This is a genomic window from Dactylosporangium darangshiense, from assembly GCF_039537565.1.
In the GTDB taxonomy this organism is placed as follows: domain Bacteria; phylum Actinomycetota; class Actinomycetes; order Mycobacteriales; family Micromonosporaceae; genus Dactylosporangium; species Dactylosporangium darangshiense.
Map to the genome: position 1 here is coordinate 232,768 of NZ_BAABAT010000011.1, position 14,927 is coordinate 247,694.

Here is a 14,927-nt window from a genome sequence, read left to right on the forward strand (position 1 = left end):
CGGCGGGCTGCTGAGGATCAGCACAGCGGGGTCGCCGAAGCGGCCGAGCGAGAACAGGTTGGTGGACATCGTTACACGCCTGCTATTACGCCACCCGGATCGTCGTCGCACGTAGTACCAGGGTGCGCAAAGGCGAAGCCGTGCAAAGTCCCGGAGAAAAGCGTGCAACCTCCCGGCGGGGTGCGGCCGTTTGAGTCGGGACGCAGGGCGGAAGGGAACGCGGAATGCGCGCGGAAGTGCAGCAGCAGTACACCGAGTATGTGACCGGCCGGCTTCCGGCGTTACGGAAGTTGGCGTACGTCTTGTGCGGCAACGACCACCACGCCGACGATCTTGTGCAGCAGACGATCACCAAGCTGTACATCCGTTGGCGGCGAGTCAGCGATATCGAGCACCTGGACAAGTACGTGCGGACGATGCTGGTCCGCGCCTTCGTCGACGAGAAGCGGCGTCCGTGGGCACGCGTCGGTCTGGTGGCGCAGACGCCCGACCGGGCCGACCCGTGGGCGGCGCTGGACGACCGGGTCGCCGACGCGGTGGCCGTGCGGGCCGCGCTCGCGAAGGTACCGGGCAGGCAGCAGGCGGTGCTGATCCTGCGGTTCCTGTGTGACATGCCGGTGGAGGACGTCGCCATGGCGCTCGACTGCTCGCCGGGAACGGTGAAGAGCCAGAGCTCACGCGGACTCGCCACGCTGCGACGGCTGCTCGGCGGCGCAGACCAGCTCGACCGTAGACAACACGCGCGGAAGGAAGGCTGACGATGGATACCGACGAGCGGTACGGGGAAACGGTTTTCCGGTCGATGGACGGCGAGCCCGGTCCATCCACAGTGGACATCATGCGGGCGGTGGCAGACGGCGAGCGCCACCGTCGCCGAGTGTGGCTGGCCGGGTCGGCCGGCGCCGCCGCGGTGGCGGTCACGATCCTGGCCGTAGGATGGACCGCCGTCGTCGGCGTCGACCGGCACGGCAGCGTGCCCGCGGTGGCTCCGGCGACGGCGCAGGCTTCCGGACAAGCCAAGATCGTTTGTTCGGTACGTCAACTGGGCACGCCGTCGGGTCAGGGCCCGAAGGCGATCGTGAGCGGCGCGGACCCGACCGGCCGGTACATCGTCGGGCGTAGCTACCAGGGCACTAAGCCGTCGACCGTGATCTGGGTGGACGGCCAGGTGCACCAGGCCCCGATGCCGGGCGACGACCCGACGCTGCGCGACATCACGTCGACGGGCGCGGCCGTGGGCGTCAGCTTCATGGGCGACAAGACCGCCGCGTGGTACTACGCCGACGGGAAGTACACCCGGCTGGCCGGCGGCGAGGCGGTCGCGAACGGCATCAACGAGCGGCGGGTCATCGCCGGAGCGGTGGGCAAGAAGCCGGCGATCTGGCGGTCGCCGGGGGAGCAGCCGACGATGCTCGCCCTGCCCGGCCCCGAGTGGTCCGGCCAGGCGACGGCGATCGACGAGGACGGCACGGTCGTCGGCGAGGTGTCGAAGCAGCAGGGTGGTGTGCGCGTCGCCGCCGCGTGGCAGCCGGACGGGTCCTTCCAGCGGCTGCCGGTGCCCGCCGCGCACGGCGGGCCGGCCGACGACTTCACGGCGATGGCGATCCGCGATGGCTGGGTGTCGGGCTGGGCGGCGTACGACCGCGGCAAGCAGCGGACCATCAGCGGGCCCCGCTGGAACCTGCGCACCGGCGCGGTCGACAGCCGCGACGGCGTGTTCGAGTCCGTCAACGCGCAGGGCTGGATGGTCGAAATCACCGCGCTGGTCGCCGGCGATGAGACGGTGCAGTTGCCGGCGCTGCCGGGCTTCCAGCAGGAGCCGCACGCGCACGCCTACACGCTGAGCGACGACGGCACGACGATCGCCGGCCAGATGTCCACGCTGAACGGTAACGTCGACGTCCAGCCGGTGCCGGTGGTCTGGACCTGCAAGCGCTGAACCTTGTCACATGAGCCGACGTTCATCGGTCAGTGAGATGACCGGGCACGACGGAGGAACGTGACAGATGAACGCGGAAGCGAGCTACCAGGCGAGCGACGACTGGCTGGCGCGGCGTTTCGAGGAGCAGCCAGGCCAGCTGCGCCCGGTGGCGTACCGCATGCTCGGCTCGCTCACCGAGGCCGACGACGCGGCGCAGGAGACCTGGCTGCGGCTCAGCCGGACGAACAGCGGCGAGATCGAGAACCTGGGCGGGTGGCTCACTTCGGTGGTCGGGCGGGTGCGCAGAACATGCTGCGCACCCGCCAGGCCTGGCGCGAGGTCCACGTGCCCGACCCGGTGGTGAGCCTGGAGTCGGGTGCCGACCCGGAGCAGGAGGCGCTCGTCGCCGACTCGGTCAGTCGGCGAGGAACTGTTCCAGCAGGCCAGGGACGGCGGTGCGGGCCACCCGGATCGCCTCGGCGTCGGGGACGTCGAGGATGGAGTACCGCTGCCGGCCGCCGGCCGTGGTGGCGACCAGAGTGGTCAGGCCTACCCGGCGCTGGAACAGGGAGGTGGTCATGTTCCAGCCGATCACTGCGTCGGTGCGCAGTTCGTAGCGGCGTCGTACCAGGCTGCCGTGCCGGCTGACCAGCCAGTCGGCGGTGAGTGCGTGGCCCAGGGACCCGGCCCGGTCCAAGGCCAGGAGCGCGCCGATGGGCAGCAGCGTCAGCGCCGTCCAGAACGCCCACCACGGGGCACTGGCGAGGAGCACGAACGCCAGCACGATCAGAATCAGAATAGTGCTGACTGTGACGGCGCGGGTGAACCTGCGCAGGCCGGCTCGGGGGCCGTGCCGGGTCAGAGCCACGGCCAGCGGGCCCGCGTCGCCGATGACCGTGCCGGCCACGTCCGCCGCGACGGCGCGGGGCGCGGGTGGCAGCAGGACCGAACCGCCGCGGTCGGCGCCCCGGCCGACCCGCAGGCCGGTGGCGATAGCCAGGACCCGGGCGCCGCGCACCGCCCGCAGCAGCAGCGGTTCGCTCAGTTCCACACCGCGTAGCCGGCGTTCCTCGATGGTGGTGTTGCGGGTGGTGAGCAGGCCACGCCGCACGTGCAGCGTGCCACTGCTGTGCCGGCTCAGCCGGAAGTTCCAGAACGTCAGAACGTATCCGACGGTCGACGCGATCGCGGTGAACACGACCACTGCGGCGGCCACCAGGAGGATCGCCACCGGCAGCGGCCTGTCCCGCAGGTAGTCGATCGAGTCGTGGACGAAGCTGATCTTCGCGAGGTCGATGTGGCTCTCGTTCACCAGGCGGGAGCCGATACCGAACAGCACACCGATCGTGACCAAGCCGGACAACGTGAACGGGCCGTACCTGATCCAGGCCGGGTCCAGAGCCGCCAGCAAGGTCTCGGACGCGGCTTCGGCGGGCTGTGACCGCGTCGGCGAATCGACGCCCGGGATCGGCTCGACCGCCGGGCGATGCAGCAGCTCGCGGTGCAGGTTCTCGGCGGCGGCGGCGCTCAGCCCGTCAAGCTTCACGCCGTCGTTCTTCTTGTCGGTCTGGCCGGTGCCGACGGTGACCCGGGCCAAGCCGAAGATCCGGTGCAGCACGTTCGACGTGACGTCCACGGTGCGGATCCTGTCCCGCGGCACGGTCAGCGTCCGGCGGCGGAACAGGCCCCGGCGCACCTGCACATAGACCGGGGTGATCCGGAACGAGGTGGTGAAGTAGCGCAGGAAACCGAGCGCGATGCCGATGCCGCCTATGCCCAGCGCCCACCAACCACCGTCGCCGCCGTCGTTGTTGCGCAACCCGATCAGCACCGCGACCAGCGGGAAGATCAGCCGCCGCAGCTCCATCACCGGGTGTACCGCCAGCATCCGGGGGCTCAGCCGACGCCAGCCGTCACCGGCGTCGACCACCGCCTCCTCGGCAGGGCCGAGCGCGGTGGTCACGTCGCGTCCCCGATGGTCTGACCGACCCGGGCGGTCAGATCGGCGACCAGCTGGTCGGCATCCTTCGCAGCCAAGCCGTCGATCTTGATGGGGCCGGCCGCCGACGCGGTGGTCACGGTGACGTTCGCCAGCTTGAACAGCTGCTCGATCGGCCCGCGTTCGCTGTCCACGGTCTGCACCCGGGAGATCGGGGCGATCCGCCGTTCCTGGCTGAGCCAGCCGGTCTGGGTGTACACCGCGGTGTCGGTGGCTTCCCAGCGGTGCACCCGGTAGCGCCACTGCGGCATCACCGCCAGGTGCGCGGCGGCCAGCACGAGCCACGCCACACCTACGATCAGGTGGGGGAGCCTCGCGCCGTCGCTGTCGGCAAACCACCAGATCACCTGGGGTACGAGCAGCACGACCCACAGCACCGCGGCCTTGGCCGCCCAGTACCACAAGGCGCGGGGGCTGACCCGGTGCATGGGAGGCCGTAGCCGCACCACATCTGCCGTCATAGTCACGCCTTTCACCTTCGCATCCGGAATCCAGTCATCATCGGCCCGTTCGTCGTGCGATCGGCGGGACAAATGTCATGGGTGGGCGGCTGATGGGAGACGTCACCCATCGCACACCGCCGGCCCCGGTGCAGGTGTACGGCGAGCAGAACCAGGTCGAGATCGTCGGGTCCAGTGGTGCTCGACGAGCTGGTCCCGTCGGCGTGGCATCACGTCGAGCGCTATGCCAAGACAGCACAGGTGATCATCACCGGACACGCCTCCATGCAGAGCCTACGCCGCGGACACTACGCACTCGGCCACGACGCCCCGCCCGGGCTTCGCAGCATCGACCACGAGCACCTGCTCGCCCAGCTCGGCGGTCGCGGCGAACCGTGGATGATCCGGGCAACGTCATCCGCGACGATCGGGCCGCCCATGCTCGGCGAAGACCTTGCGGACCTCCTCGGCCCAGAACGTGAGCGGTTCCGTGAACCGGTACCCGAGGTTGCGTGCCTCTGTGAAGAACGCCGAACTAGGCTCCCGGTCGCCGTACTTGACCGTGACGATGGACGTCAGCGCCGGGCCGCCGGTGGCGTACTCGTCCTCGAACACCGCTGCGAGGAGGTCGCTCATCAGCGACGATTCCGGGTCGAGTCTGATGATGTCGACCTGGTTGGCGATCTCCGCGTGCCAGGTCATCCGCCGTTCGTACGCCGCGTGACGTATGGCGCTGCGGACCTGATGCTTGGCGGTGGCCCAAGTGTCTTCGGTGATTCCGGACTGCGCCGCGGTACGCCTCACGCATGCCATCCCAACTAAACTGCACGGAGTCGATCTCGGCAACGCCACTCCTGGACGTGTCGAGTCTGCGCTCCTGAACCCGCGCAGGGAACGCCCATTCCGTCAGGACCGACTGGTCGCGCGGTCGCAAAGTGAGCACGGAGCACGTACGTCACCTGCGCCATGTCCCGGCCGAGTACGTCAGGCAAGCCCCTACAGGTCATTCACGACGGACACGGAGACGACGTCCACCTGCCTGCTCAGTAGCCGCAATTCGCAGCGCATGTGCCGTTGCCTGTACTAGGTTGCTCGCCTGTTCAAGTGGCCGTCCGTCCGCATTTGCCCGAATTCATCCGGTTACACAACACTCTGTCAGTCGAGCAGGCCGGACTGGTAGGCGATGACCACCAGCTGCGCCCGATCGCGGGCGGACAGCTTACTGATGATGCGGCTGACGTGGGTACGCGCAGTGGCTGGGCTGATGACGAGGCGGCTGGCGATTTCGTCGTTGCTCAGGCCCTCGGCGACCAGGATGAGCACCTCGCGTTCCCGGTCGGTGAGGGCGGTGAGCGACGGATGTGGACGGCGCGGACGCCCGCGCCCGGCCACGAACTCGCGGATCACGCGGCGGGTCACCGATGGCGACAGTAACGCGTCCCCGGCCGCGACCCGGCGCACGGCGTCCAGCAGTTGCGCGGGCTTGGTGTCCTTCATGAGGAACCCGCTGGCCCCCGCGTGCAGCGCCGCGAAGATGTACTCGTCCACCTCGAACGTCGTGAGCACGATGACCCGCGTCGCCGACAGGTCCGGATCGGCCATGATCCGCCGGGTCGCCTCGATGCCGTCGATGCCCGGCATGCGCACGTCCATCAGCACGACGTCCGGCCGCAGGTGCCGGGCCAGCTCGACCGTCCGCAGCCCGTCGGCGGCCTCCCCGGCGACCTGCATATCGTCCTCGTTGTCCAGCAGCACCCGCAGGCCGAACCGGACGAGATCCTGGTCGTCGGCAAGGAGCGCCCGGATCATGACGACGGCTCCGGCACGGGCAGCCGGGCGCACACCTGGAACCCGCCGCCCGGTCGCGGCCCCGCGGTGAGGTCACCGCCGAGCGCGACGGCCCGTTCCCGCATGCCGGGGATGCCGTGGCCGGGCCGCTCGGCGGCCGATGGAGCGCCGCGCCCCTCGTCGGTCACTTCGACCAGCAGCCGGTCCGGCCGGTGGTCGAGGCGGACTGCGGCGGTCGGGCTGCCCGCGTGGCGCAGCACGTTGGTGAGCGCCTCCTGGACGATCCGGTACGCCGCCAGGTCGACCGCGGCCGGCAGCCGGCGCGGCGCCCCGGTCACCTCGACGGTCACCGCGAGGCCCGCGCCTGCCATCCGGCCCACGAACTCGTCCAAGCGAGCCAGCTCCGGCTGCGGCGCCCGTTCGCCGCCGGCCTCGCCGGAACGCACGACCGCGAGCGTGGCGCGCAGCTCGTCCAGCGCCTCCTTGCCGGTGCGGCTGATCGCCGTCAGCGCCGCCTCGGCCTGCTGCGGCTGCTTGGGCAGCACGTGCAGGGCGATCTCGGCCTGCATGGTGATCGCCGCCAGGCCGTGCCCCACCACGTCGTGCACCTCCTGCGCGATACGCAGCCGTTCCTCGTACGCGAACCGCTGCGCCTGCAGTGTCCGGTCGCGCGCGGCCGACTCGCGGGCGGTGCGCACGATCCAGCCCACCGCGAACGGTACGACCACCCACGCCGCGGCCGACGCAATCGCACCCGGGACGCTCCCGCCGCCCGGCAGCAGCCCGTGCACGGCCAGCGGCGCCAGCGCCAGCGCGCCGGCCAGCAGTGCGCGGGGCATGACCAGCCGGGACGCGGCGGTGTACACCGCGACCGCCAGCGCCGCGAGGATCAGGCCGTACGGATACCCGCGCACGAGGTACACGGCGGTCGAGCCCGCGATGACGAGCAGACTTGCCAGCGGCCACGCGCGCCGGACGGCGAGGGGCAGCGCCGCTAGGACGACGAGCACGGCGCCCGCCACTTCAGGGCTACGGTCGTGGTTCCCGGCCCATGGCGCCGCGAGGCCGGCGACGCCGAGCACCATGAGCGCCCCGGCCAGCAGGAGGTCGGCAACCGGCGCCCGCCGCACGAACCACCGGATCGACCGCATCACCCGATCATGCCCGAACCGGCACCCACCGTGCTGCGTCGGCCGCCGGATCCGGGTGTACCGCGTGGAGCGTACCGCCCGCCGCCGCGTACGCGCCCTGACGTATGTGAAGTGCCGCGCCCGCTCGGACGGCACACAACGGCCGGGCCAGCACGATCGCAGTATGACGAAATGGGGTTGGTTCGGCCCGGTGTTCGTGATCGCGTTCGTCGGTAGCATCGCCGCCGGCAGCGCGCTGACCACCGGCAGAACCCTGTACCTGCCCGGCGCCTCGGTCGCGGACCTGCGCGCCTTCTACAGCGGCAACCCAGGCACCGTGCTGGCGCAGAGCGCGCTGCAGGCGCTCGCCGCCGCCGCCCTGTACCTGTTCGGGCGCGGACTGTACGCCACCATGTGGCCGGACCGGCCCGGCCGCCTCGGGCAGGTGGCCGTCTGGGGCAACCGGGCCGCGGCCGGGTTCCTCCTGCTGTCCGTGCTCACGTCACTGGCCCTCGCCGCCGCGGCGGGGTCGGCCAGCGCCGACGTCGTGGCCGCGCTGGGCAAGGCCACGCTGCTGTGCGGCGGCGCCCTGCACCTCGGCGGCCTCGCCGCGCTCGTGACCGCGGCCTCGCTGGCCGGCCTGCGCGGTGGTACGCGTACGCGCTGGGTGTTCCACTACGGGCGCTGGGCCGGGCCGGTGATCGCGGTGTCGCTCGTGTCTATCGCATGGCCGCCGGTGGTCAAGCTCGAGCCGCTGTACCGGCTGCTGGGCATCGTCTGGATCGTCGGCGTCGCCGTCGCTGCCGTGCGGCACCGCCTCGACCGAGTGCCACGCGCGGGCGACTGAGGGTCCGTTGCGTTGAGCGTTCCCAGGTCAGGCAGGCTTGACCGGTGTACCGCGCCGTCGAGCAGCACGGCCAGCACCGTTTGATTCCGGTCCTTCACGTGGTCGAGGCGCGGTAGATGCCTGCGATGGAGGTGTCGAGCGCCCGGTTGAACTCTTCGTCGGTTTCCTGGCGCCGCAGATCCTGGGTCAGCGCTCGAGAGAAGCTGGCGATCAGGCCGTGGTTGCGAGCGAGCCTGACGTCGGCATCATGCTGGGAATAGCCGCCGGACAGGGCGACCACCCGCAGGACCTTCGGATGCTCGATCAACTCGGCGTAGAAGTCGTCCTGCGTCGGAATGGAAAGCTTGAGCATCACCTGCCGCCCGTCCGGCAGTGCGGACAGGTGGTCGAGGATGCCCTGCCGCAGCAACTCCTCGGCCGACTGCTTCTCGTCGCTGTGGATGTCGACCTCAGGCTCGATGATCGGCATGAGGTCGAGGTCGAGGATCCGCTCGGCGTAGCCGAACTGTTGATCGAGCACCGCGCTGACACCGGCCGGATCGGCCCGGGCGATGAACGAGCGCATCTTGGTGCCGAACACGCGGCGGCCGGTGGCCCGCGCCAGCAGGTCGTCCAGTTTGGTGAAGGGCTTCATCAGCCGCACGCCGTCCTTCTCGCCGGCGAGTCCCTCGTCCACCTTGACGAACGGGACGACCTGCTTGTGCTCCCACAGGTACAGCGGGGCGGCCGTGCCGGCCAGGTCGCGGTCCATGGTCTGCTCGAACAGGATCGCGCCGAGGATGCGGTCGCCGTTGAAGGGCGGCGCGGTGATGATCCGCGACCGGAACTCGTGCATGAGGTCGAACATCTCGTCCTCGGTCGCATAGCCCGACTCCGGCACCCCGTACTGCGCCAGCGCCTTCGGGGTGCTGCCGCCACTTTGGTCCAGTGCGGCGAGGAAACCGCGGCCGTTTGCGATCTTTGACCGTTGCTCCTGGTTCATGCCCCGATCCTGGCACCAGCGCCGCCCGGCCGGCGACGTTATGGCGCACCACCAGACCGCGATTTTCGGCGGCGCGCAGCTCATGACGTGGGCGTTGAAGCGTCTTGGGGTGGTCGCGGAACGCTGGGCGACCGCACGAGCTCGATTCAACGGTCGAAGGTCTCCGCGATTTGGCTCGGCATGTTAAAGGGCCCTTGCGGCACCTGTACATGTGGTGGTCGATGTAGTGCGGGCGTACCCGCTTTGCCGGGCCATCCGTACGATGCGCCAAGCCAAGGGCCTTCCGGGGCGGCGACCCGCGGGGTGGTTACGGCAACCCGCAATGGGTATCCGAGCCCTGGAGCTACGCGAACCACAAAAGCTTTACGGCCCGGCGCCGACACGCAGAATTCACGGAGCGGTAACGATGGAGATCCGACAGGCTGACACTGCAGTTGTGTACACAGATCCTCAAAACGACGTACTGAGCGAAGACGGCGCAAGCTGGGCGGCGGTCGGGGCCAGCGTGACGGAGAACGGGACCGTCGAAAACATGGAGCGTATCTTCAAGGCCGCGAAGCAGCACGGCTACAAGGTGTTCATCTCACCCCACTACTTCTATCCCTCTGACCATGCTTGGCAATTCAACGGCCCGCTGGAGACCGAGGAACTCGAGACGCGCACCTTCGACCGGCCCGGCCCACTCGACTTGACCGGTTTCGTGAATTCTGGAGCGGACTGGCTGGATCGTTTTAAGCCCTACATCGAGGACGGCAAGACGGTCGTCGTCAGTCCACACAAGGTGTTCGGACCACAAAACAATGACCTTGTACTGCAATTGCGCAAGCAGGGCATCAATAAAATCGTCCTCGGCGGCATGCTAGCGAACATGTGTGTCGAATCGCATTTGCGCGAGTTCCTCGAACAGGGCTTTGAGGTCGCTGTCGTCAGAGACGCCACCGCAGGCCCTCGGCATCCGGACTGGGGTGACGGCTATCAGGCTGCCGTCATCAACTACCAGTTCCTTGCCCATGCGGTGCTATCGGCCAATGAGGTCGTCGACAAAATGGCCCGATAGCCGTGGTGAAGAACCGACTCAAGCGCATCCAGTACCGCCCCGACCCCCTGACCAGCTTCCTCACTCACACCGGCATGGTCAGCGTCACGCGGTCGGCAGGACCCGGCACGAACGGCCCGCTCGCCGGCTGAGCATAGTTACTTCGACCTGAAAAAGTAGACCGATGGTTTTCGGCGTGTCCGGCCGTGCCGGACACGCCGGGTTGCCACAATGGCTGATGGCAGGAAGTCGTTGACGCGCAAGGGATTGCGGTCATGCTACGGACGCGGAACGTGCAGCCGTCGTTGTGGGAGTCGGTGCTGCCGGAGGTGTGCCTGCGGCTGCCGGCGGAGCTGGAACGGGTCGATGCGTGGCTGGACGACGAGCGGTTCTTCGTCCCGTTCGTGCCGTTCTTCTCGGCCCAGATGGGCCGGCCGAGTGTGCCGATGGAGACGTATCTGCGGTTGATGTTCCTCAAGCATCGCTACCGCCTCGGTTACGAGTCGCTGTGTGCGGAGGTGTCGGACTCGATCTCGTGGCGGCGGTTCTGCCGCATCGACATCGACGGCCGGGTGCCGCACCCGACGACGCTGATGAAGCTCACCACCCGGTGCGGGGAGCAGGCAATCGCCGCGCTCAACGATGAACTCCTCGCGAAGGCGGTTGAGGCGAGGGTGGTGAAGACGGGAAAAGTCCGCGCCGACACCACCGTGGTGTCGGCGAACGTGCAGTACCCGACCGACTCCGGCCTCCTCGCGAGGGCAGTGGTGAAGATCGGCCGGCTGGTGCGGCGGATCAAGACCGTCGGCGCAGCACCGCGCACGAGGTTCCGCGACCGTAGTCGCGCCGCCGCCCGGCGGGTCCGCGCGATCGCCATGAACCTGCACCTGCGAGGTGCGGCAGCCCGCGAGGAGACCCACCGGACCATCGCGCGGATCACCGGTGAGCTGGCCGGTCTGGTCGAGCAGACCGCCGTCGAAGCGGCCGCAGTCCTGCGCAACGCCCGCCGGTCGCTGCCGCGCACTACCGGCCGGGCTCGGGGCCGTCTGCAACGGGCCGTCAACGAGCTCGACACGCTCCTCGCACGGGCCGCGCGGGTGACCGCTCAGGCCCGCACCCGGCTTGACGGCGGCAAACCGGACTCGGCCACCCGCCTGGTCAGCCTCCACGACCCGCAGGCCAGACCGATCCGCAAGGGCCGTATCGACCGACCCGTTGAATTCGGCTACAAGGCTCAGGTCCTCGACAACACCGACGGCATCGTCCTGGACCACACTGTCGAAATCGGCAACCCGGCCGACGCCCCGCAACTGGAACCGGCGATCCGACGCATCCACCAACGCACCGGCCGAGTCCCCCGGGCCGTCGCCGCCGACCGCGGCTACGGTGAAGCCGCCATCGAAACACGGCTGCACGACCTGGGCGTCCACACCGTCGCGATTCCCCGCAAGGGCACCACCGGCGCCGTCCGCCGCCAGCACGAACAACGCCCAGCGTTCCGCAAGCTCGTCAAATGGCGCACCGGCTGCGAAGGCCGCATCAGCCACCTCAAGCACCGCTACGGCTGGAACCGCACCCGGCTCACCACCCTGACCGGCGCCCGGATCTGGTGCGGACACGGCATCTTCGCCCACAACCTCACCAAAGTCACCCGCCTGGCAACACCCCAGGCGGCATGACCAACCCCGCACAGCCCACACCCACCGCTGCCCACGGACTCAGCCGCGGGCAGCGCACCCACACCTACTTTTTCAGGTCGAAGTAGTTAGACCCCCTGAACGTTGCTCCCCGCGTTCGCCCGAGTTAGGCCCTCACTCGTCTGCCGAGTAGCGGACGCGGTCAGTGACATGTATGCCCAATTCGAGTGTGTTCGCCATCTGCTCGGGATCCGATCCGGACGCGCGGGTGCCGTCGGCGCGGGCTGAGCAGCTCCGAGTGGCGGGCATCAACGCTACTCGCTGACGACTCGCCGCTCAGCTTTCCGCAGGTGCTGCCAAGGACTCCGTGGAGCAGGTCGTCGACGCGTGCGGCTTGATGAAGCCGGCGCCGATCCACGCTGCTGCCATCGCGCTGACGCGGGCCGCGCGTGCGTGTCAGCGCGCTGATAAGGCGGTGTCAGCAGCGGCAGCCATGGTCAGTTTGCCGGCGGACGTACGGGCCGCCGAGACCGGATGGCGACGCTCGATGGAGAGCATGATGCAGACGTTCGACACTCCCGCGCCGACCTCCGCTGTCGTCGCGAGGAGAACTGTGATGAGCGAGCAGACGGCCGGCGCGGTGGGGCTGACCGGCACCGGCGCGGGTTGCCTGGCACGGCGGCGCGGGCAGGCCGGTCCAAGACGTTGCTCCGGCTCGACCGTACCGCCGATGCTGAAGCCCGCACGCCGCCGTTCTGGTGTGGAGCGCGAAGGCGAGCCGATCGCGTCGCTACTATCGACGAAGCCGGCCAGAGCGTCACGGACTCGACCGGCGGGCCGGAGCCCATTCGCCTCGTTCGCCAGGTTCGTTCTGATCGGCGGTGGTGTCGGGCTCGCTTCCTGTGCTGCGGTGCCGCTGACAGCCACGCTCATGCCATGGGTGACCGCGAACGCGTTGATCACCGTCGTGTCCACCCTGCTGGGCACAGAACTCCACGCGCGGTTCACCTTCGGCGCTCGTCGGCGCGCGCAATGGCATGAGCACCTGCAATCCGCCGGCTCGGCCACGGCCGCCTACATGATTACCTCAGCTGCCGTCCTCGTCCTGCACGCGGTGCAGCCATCCGCCAGTATGTGCTGGGAGCAGGCTGTTTACCTCAGCGCCTCCGGACTCGCCGGAGCCGGGCGGTTTCTGATGCTCCGCCTGTACGTCTTTCGCACGCAGCGGCACCCTCGGCATCGGCCTCGATGATTCCGGTCCCTCGATCGCATCGAGTCGGTACAACGCGCTGCGCGGCACCCGGCCGCAAAGTCTGACAGTTTTGCAGCGACGCACGCTTCTGCCGCGACTGGATCGCTACGGAATGTCATGGGGAGTTGGTCGCCGGCTCGCGGACATCCCGATGTGGGCGCAGGTGATCATGGCTGACCAGACTTTGCCCACGGACGGCTCTCCGTCCGGCTCAAGGACCTGGTGGGGGTATGTACTGGACCTTGGCCTCCAGCTCCTGGTCGCCCACTGTTGGAGGGGTTCTGGCCAGTCCATCCAGGAGATGAGCATCAACCCTGCACGCGAATGTTGCTGGCTGTCGGTGGGTGTCTGGCTGGGTTACAGGGTTCCGGATTCTGGCCAATGGAACCAATGTGTGTTGGGTGGCGCGTCCGGTGCGTAGCGTTCCACGTCTCCGGTGGTGAGCACGTCGGCGAGTTGGCTGAAGGTCGTTGACTCGCTGGGGAGCCCGCCGTCGGGGTGATGCCATTGGTCCAGCCGTATGATCTCGGGTAGGTCGGCCGGGATTCGCCGCCGGAGTTCCGATTCATCGGCCAGGAGCAGTTCTCGGTGGTCTGGGACGATCCGTCGAAGCACGTCGATCAGTTCCTCGCCATGCTCGGCGGGTATGTCGAGCCGGTGGCCTCGGATCACGATCGAGGTTCCGCAGTACGTCTCGGGCTGGTCTTCGTCTTCGATCTCATCCCAGTTGTCGATCCGGTCGAGGAAGTCCGCGTTCTCGAAGCCCGGTTCGCCGCTGGTCAGGCAGTTGCCGAAGATGTGGAGTATGTCGGTGAGGTTGCCGGCCCGGGGTGAGTAGCCCACCGTCTCGACGATTAGCGCCCACCGCCGCGCGTCGCGGTATGCGTGGAGGCGGGCGTCGACAGCGTAGTAGTAGCCGTTGTTCAGGTCTGGAAACGCGTACCGTTCGGCCGCGGTGTCGAGCTGGCTTAGGATCTCAACGGAGTCCATGACCGTGCAGCGTAACTGCGCGCGCTCCGCTGCGGGCGACCCGCGCACATCTGCCGCTGACAGGGCGCGGACCACACGTTCCGACGCCATGATTGCGTCCGCGCGCCCATGGTGCGTTGGCGGTCATGGCGCCGAGTGGTGTCCGGTACGCTGTGGATCATGGCGGGGAGTGAAGGATCGGGCATCCTGCGGCACGAGGCACGGCATGACGGGTGGGTCCCGTCGCAGGGGCAGCGTCAGGAGGTCGCCGATGCCATCGATCGCCATATCACCGAGCACTTCGGACCGGTCGAGGGTGTGCTCCACGAGATGGTGTCGCACCTCGTTGCCGTGCACATCTACGTCATCGAGCCGACCGATCGGCGACCGTTCCGCACGCTGATCACGTCGGGGATGAGCGAACTGCCGATGACGGTGCCGCAGGGGCACGGCATCAGCCCTTACGCGGAGCTCGCGATCTGCCTGCCTGCCGACTGGCCACTCGATCAGGAGTCGTTCCGCGACGAGAACGTCTACTGGCCGGTGCGTCTACTCAAGCAGGTCGCCCGACTTCCCCATGAGTACGGCACCTGGGTCGGTCCATGGCATTCGGTGCCCAACGGTGACCCCGCCGGTCCGTATGCGCCGGCCACACCGTTCGCCGGGGTGGTCGTCGTGCCGATGCTGACCGTGCCGGAGGAAGCGCAGACCGTCGACGTCGGCGGAGGCACTCGCATCGAGCTGCTCGCCCTGCTGCCGCTGCACCCGGCCGAGATCGCGCTCAAGGTGGAACGCGGGACGAACGCGCTCGTTGAGGCGCTCGACCGGGGCCACATCACCGAGGCATTCGACCCGAACCGGCCTCCGCTCGTTTGACAACCCCCACATCCGGCCGGCGCGTTGGCTGCTGATGCCGTCACAGCTCC

General features: G+C 68.8%; 16 protein-coding genes. 9 read left to right on the plus strand and 7 right to left on the minus strand.

What is annotated here, in order from left to right; genetic code table 11:
• Positions 1-224 precede the first annotated feature (224 nt).
• From ABD901_RS22445 to ABD901_RS22455, 3 genes are all read left to right on the plus strand, one after another.
• Positions 225-758, plus strand: coding sequence for a SigE family RNA polymerase sigma factor (locus ABD901_RS22445; protein ID WP_345129071.1), 534 nt, complete (start codon positions 225-227; stop codon positions 756-758).
• Positions 759-838: 80 nt separating this feature from the next.
• Positions 839-1,939, plus strand: a complete 1,101-nt coding sequence (locus ABD901_RS22450) for a hypothetical protein (protein ID WP_345129072.1) — start codon at positions 839-841, stop codon at positions 1,937-1,939.
• Between the two features lie 67 nt (positions 1,940-2,006).
• Positions 2,007-2,285 (plus strand): sigma factor, encoded by a 279-nt coding sequence (locus ABD901_RS22455; RefSeq protein WP_345129073.1) that lies wholly within the window; start codon positions 2,007-2,009, stop codon positions 2,283-2,285.
• 51 nt (positions 2,286-2,336) lie between these two features.
• Here ABD901_RS22455 and ABD901_RS22460 read toward each other — a convergent pair whose 3' ends face one another.
• The 5 genes from ABD901_RS22460 to ABD901_RS22480 form a co-directional block, all read right to left on the minus strand.
• Positions 2,337-3,884, minus strand: a complete 1,548-nt coding sequence (locus ABD901_RS22460; protein ID WP_345129074.1) for a PH domain-containing protein — start codon at positions 3,882-3,884, stop codon at positions 2,337-2,339.
• On the minus strand, positions 3,881-4,381 hold the full coding sequence (locus ABD901_RS22465) for a PH domain-containing protein (RefSeq protein WP_345129117.1): 501 nt from the start codon (positions 4,379-4,381) through the stop codon (positions 3,881-3,883). The genes ABD901_RS22460 and ABD901_RS22465 overlap by 4 nt, the downstream gene beginning before the upstream one ends.
• 393 nt (positions 4,382-4,774) lie before the next feature.
• Complete coding sequence (locus ABD901_RS22470) at positions 4,775-5,062, minus strand: hypothetical protein (RefSeq protein ID WP_345129075.1); 288 nt, start codon at positions 5,060-5,062, stop codon at positions 4,775-4,777.
• A 453-nt stretch (positions 5,063-5,515) separates the two neighbouring features.
• The gene (locus ABD901_RS22475) at positions 5,516-6,169 is read right to left on the minus strand and encodes a response regulator (RefSeq protein ID WP_345129076.1); all 654 of its coding nucleotides are present in this window, start codon (positions 6,167-6,169) and stop codon (positions 5,516-5,518) included.
• Positions 6,166-7,299 carry a sensor histidine kinase gene (locus tag ABD901_RS22480; protein WP_345129077.1) on the minus strand — a complete coding sequence of 378 codons (1,134 nt, stop codon included), beginning with the start codon at positions 7,297-7,299 and terminating at the stop codon, positions 6,166-6,168. Before ABD901_RS22480 ends, ABD901_RS22475 begins: the two co-directional genes overlap by 4 nt.
• Positions 7,300-7,462: 163 nt before the next feature.
• On the opposite strand from ABD901_RS22480, the gene ABD901_RS22485 reads away from it, so the two are divergent.
• The gene (locus tag ABD901_RS22485) at positions 7,463-8,125 is read left to right on the plus strand and encodes a hypothetical protein (RefSeq protein WP_345129078.1); all 663 of its coding nucleotides are present in this window, start codon (positions 7,463-7,465) and stop codon (positions 8,123-8,125) included.
• 94 nt (positions 8,126-8,219) lie between these two features.
• Here the strand turns inward: ABD901_RS22485 and ABD901_RS22490 are convergent, their stop codons facing one another.
• Entirely contained in the window at positions 8,220-9,107 is an 888-nt protein-coding gene (locus tag ABD901_RS22490) for a fructose bisphosphate aldolase (protein WP_345129079.1), read from the minus strand.
• Positions 9,108-9,513: 406 nt separating this feature from the next.
• On the opposite strand from ABD901_RS22490, the gene ABD901_RS22495 reads away from it, so the two are divergent.
• The 4 genes from ABD901_RS22495 to ABD901_RS22510 all read left to right on the plus strand — a co-directional run bounded on the left by ABD901_RS22495 (position 9,514) and on the right by ABD901_RS22510 (position 13,032).
• On the plus strand, positions 9,514-10,164 hold the full coding sequence (locus ABD901_RS22495) for a cysteine hydrolase family protein (protein ID WP_345129080.1): 651 nt from the start codon (positions 9,514-9,516) through the stop codon (positions 10,162-10,164).
• Between the two features lie 5 nt (positions 10,165-10,169).
• The gene (locus ABD901_RS22500; RefSeq protein ID WP_345129081.1) at positions 10,170-10,295 is read left to right on the plus strand and encodes a hypothetical protein; all 126 of its coding nucleotides are present in this window, start codon (positions 10,170-10,172) and stop codon (positions 10,293-10,295) included.
• Positions 10,296-10,418: 123 nt separating this feature from the next.
• Positions 10,419-11,822: an ISNCY family transposase gene (locus ABD901_RS22505; RefSeq protein ID WP_345129082.1), complete on the plus strand. Its 1,404-nt coding sequence runs from the start codon at positions 10,419-10,421 to the stop codon at positions 11,820-11,822.
• Positions 11,823-12,147: 325 nt separating this feature from the next.
• The gene (locus ABD901_RS22510; RefSeq protein WP_345129083.1) at positions 12,148-13,032 is read left to right on the plus strand and encodes a GtrA family protein; all 885 of its coding nucleotides are present in this window, start codon (positions 12,148-12,150) and stop codon (positions 13,030-13,032) included.
• Between the two features lie 357 nt (positions 13,033-13,389).
• Here the strand turns inward: ABD901_RS22510 and ABD901_RS22515 are convergent, their stop codons facing one another.
• The gene (locus ABD901_RS22515) at positions 13,390-14,022 is read right to left on the minus strand and encodes a DUF7003 family protein (protein WP_345129084.1); all 633 of its coding nucleotides are present in this window, start codon (positions 14,020-14,022) and stop codon (positions 13,390-13,392) included.
• Between the two features lie 159 nt (positions 14,023-14,181).
• Between ABD901_RS22515 and ABD901_RS22520 the strand changes: the two genes are divergently transcribed.
• Positions 14,182-14,877 carry a suppressor of fused domain protein gene (locus ABD901_RS22520; RefSeq protein ID WP_345129085.1) on the plus strand — a complete coding sequence of 232 codons (696 nt, stop codon included), beginning with the start codon at positions 14,182-14,184 and terminating at the stop codon, positions 14,875-14,877.
• The last annotated feature ends 50 nt before the right edge of the window (positions 14,878-14,927 follow it).

Bases quoted from the DNA above. Each gene is read 5' to 3' on its own strand.
- ABD901_RS22445 (WP_345129071.1), top strand. From the start codon at position 225: ATGCGCGCGGAAGTGCAGCAGCAGTACACCGAGTATGTGACCGGCCGG.
- ABD901_RS22450 (WP_345129072.1), top strand. From the start codon at position 839: ATGCGGGCGGTGGCAGACGGCGAGCGCCACCGTCGCCGAGTGTGGCTG.
- ABD901_RS22455 (WP_345129073.1), top strand. From the start codon at position 2,007: ATGAACGCGGAAGCGAGCTACCAGGCGAGCGACGACTGGCTGGCGCGG.
- ABD901_RS22465 (WP_345129117.1), bottom strand. From the start codon at position 4,381: ATGACGGCAGATGTGGTGCGGCTACGGCCTCCCATGCACCGGGTCAGC.
- ABD901_RS22470 (WP_345129075.1), bottom strand. From the start codon at position 5,062: ATGACCTGGCACGCGGAGATCGCCAACCAGGTCGACATCATCAGACTC.
- ABD901_RS22475 (WP_345129076.1), bottom strand. From the start codon at position 6,169: ATGATCCGGGCGCTCCTTGCCGACGACCAGGATCTCGTCCGGTTCGGC.
- ABD901_RS22480 (WP_345129077.1), bottom strand. From the start codon at position 7,299: ATGCGGTCGATCCGGTGGTTCGTGCGGCGGGCGCCGGTTGCCGACCTC.
- ABD901_RS22485 (WP_345129078.1), top strand. From the start codon at position 7,463: ATGACGAAATGGGGTTGGTTCGGCCCGGTGTTCGTGATCGCGTTCGTC.
- ABD901_RS22490 (WP_345129079.1), bottom strand. From the start codon at position 9,107: ATGAACCAGGAGCAACGGTCAAAGATCGCAAACGGCCGCGGTTTCCTC.
- ABD901_RS22495 (WP_345129080.1), top strand. From the start codon at position 9,514: ATGGAGATCCGACAGGCTGACACTGCAGTTGTGTACACAGATCCTCAA.
- ABD901_RS22505 (WP_345129082.1), top strand. From the start codon at position 10,419: ATGCTACGGACGCGGAACGTGCAGCCGTCGTTGTGGGAGTCGGTGCTG.
- ABD901_RS22515 (WP_345129084.1), bottom strand. From the start codon at position 14,022: ATGGACTCCGTTGAGATCCTAAGCCAGCTCGACACCGCGGCCGAACGG.
- ABD901_RS22520 (WP_345129085.1), top strand. From the start codon at position 14,182: ATGGCGGGGAGTGAAGGATCGGGCATCCTGCGGCACGAGGCACGGCAT.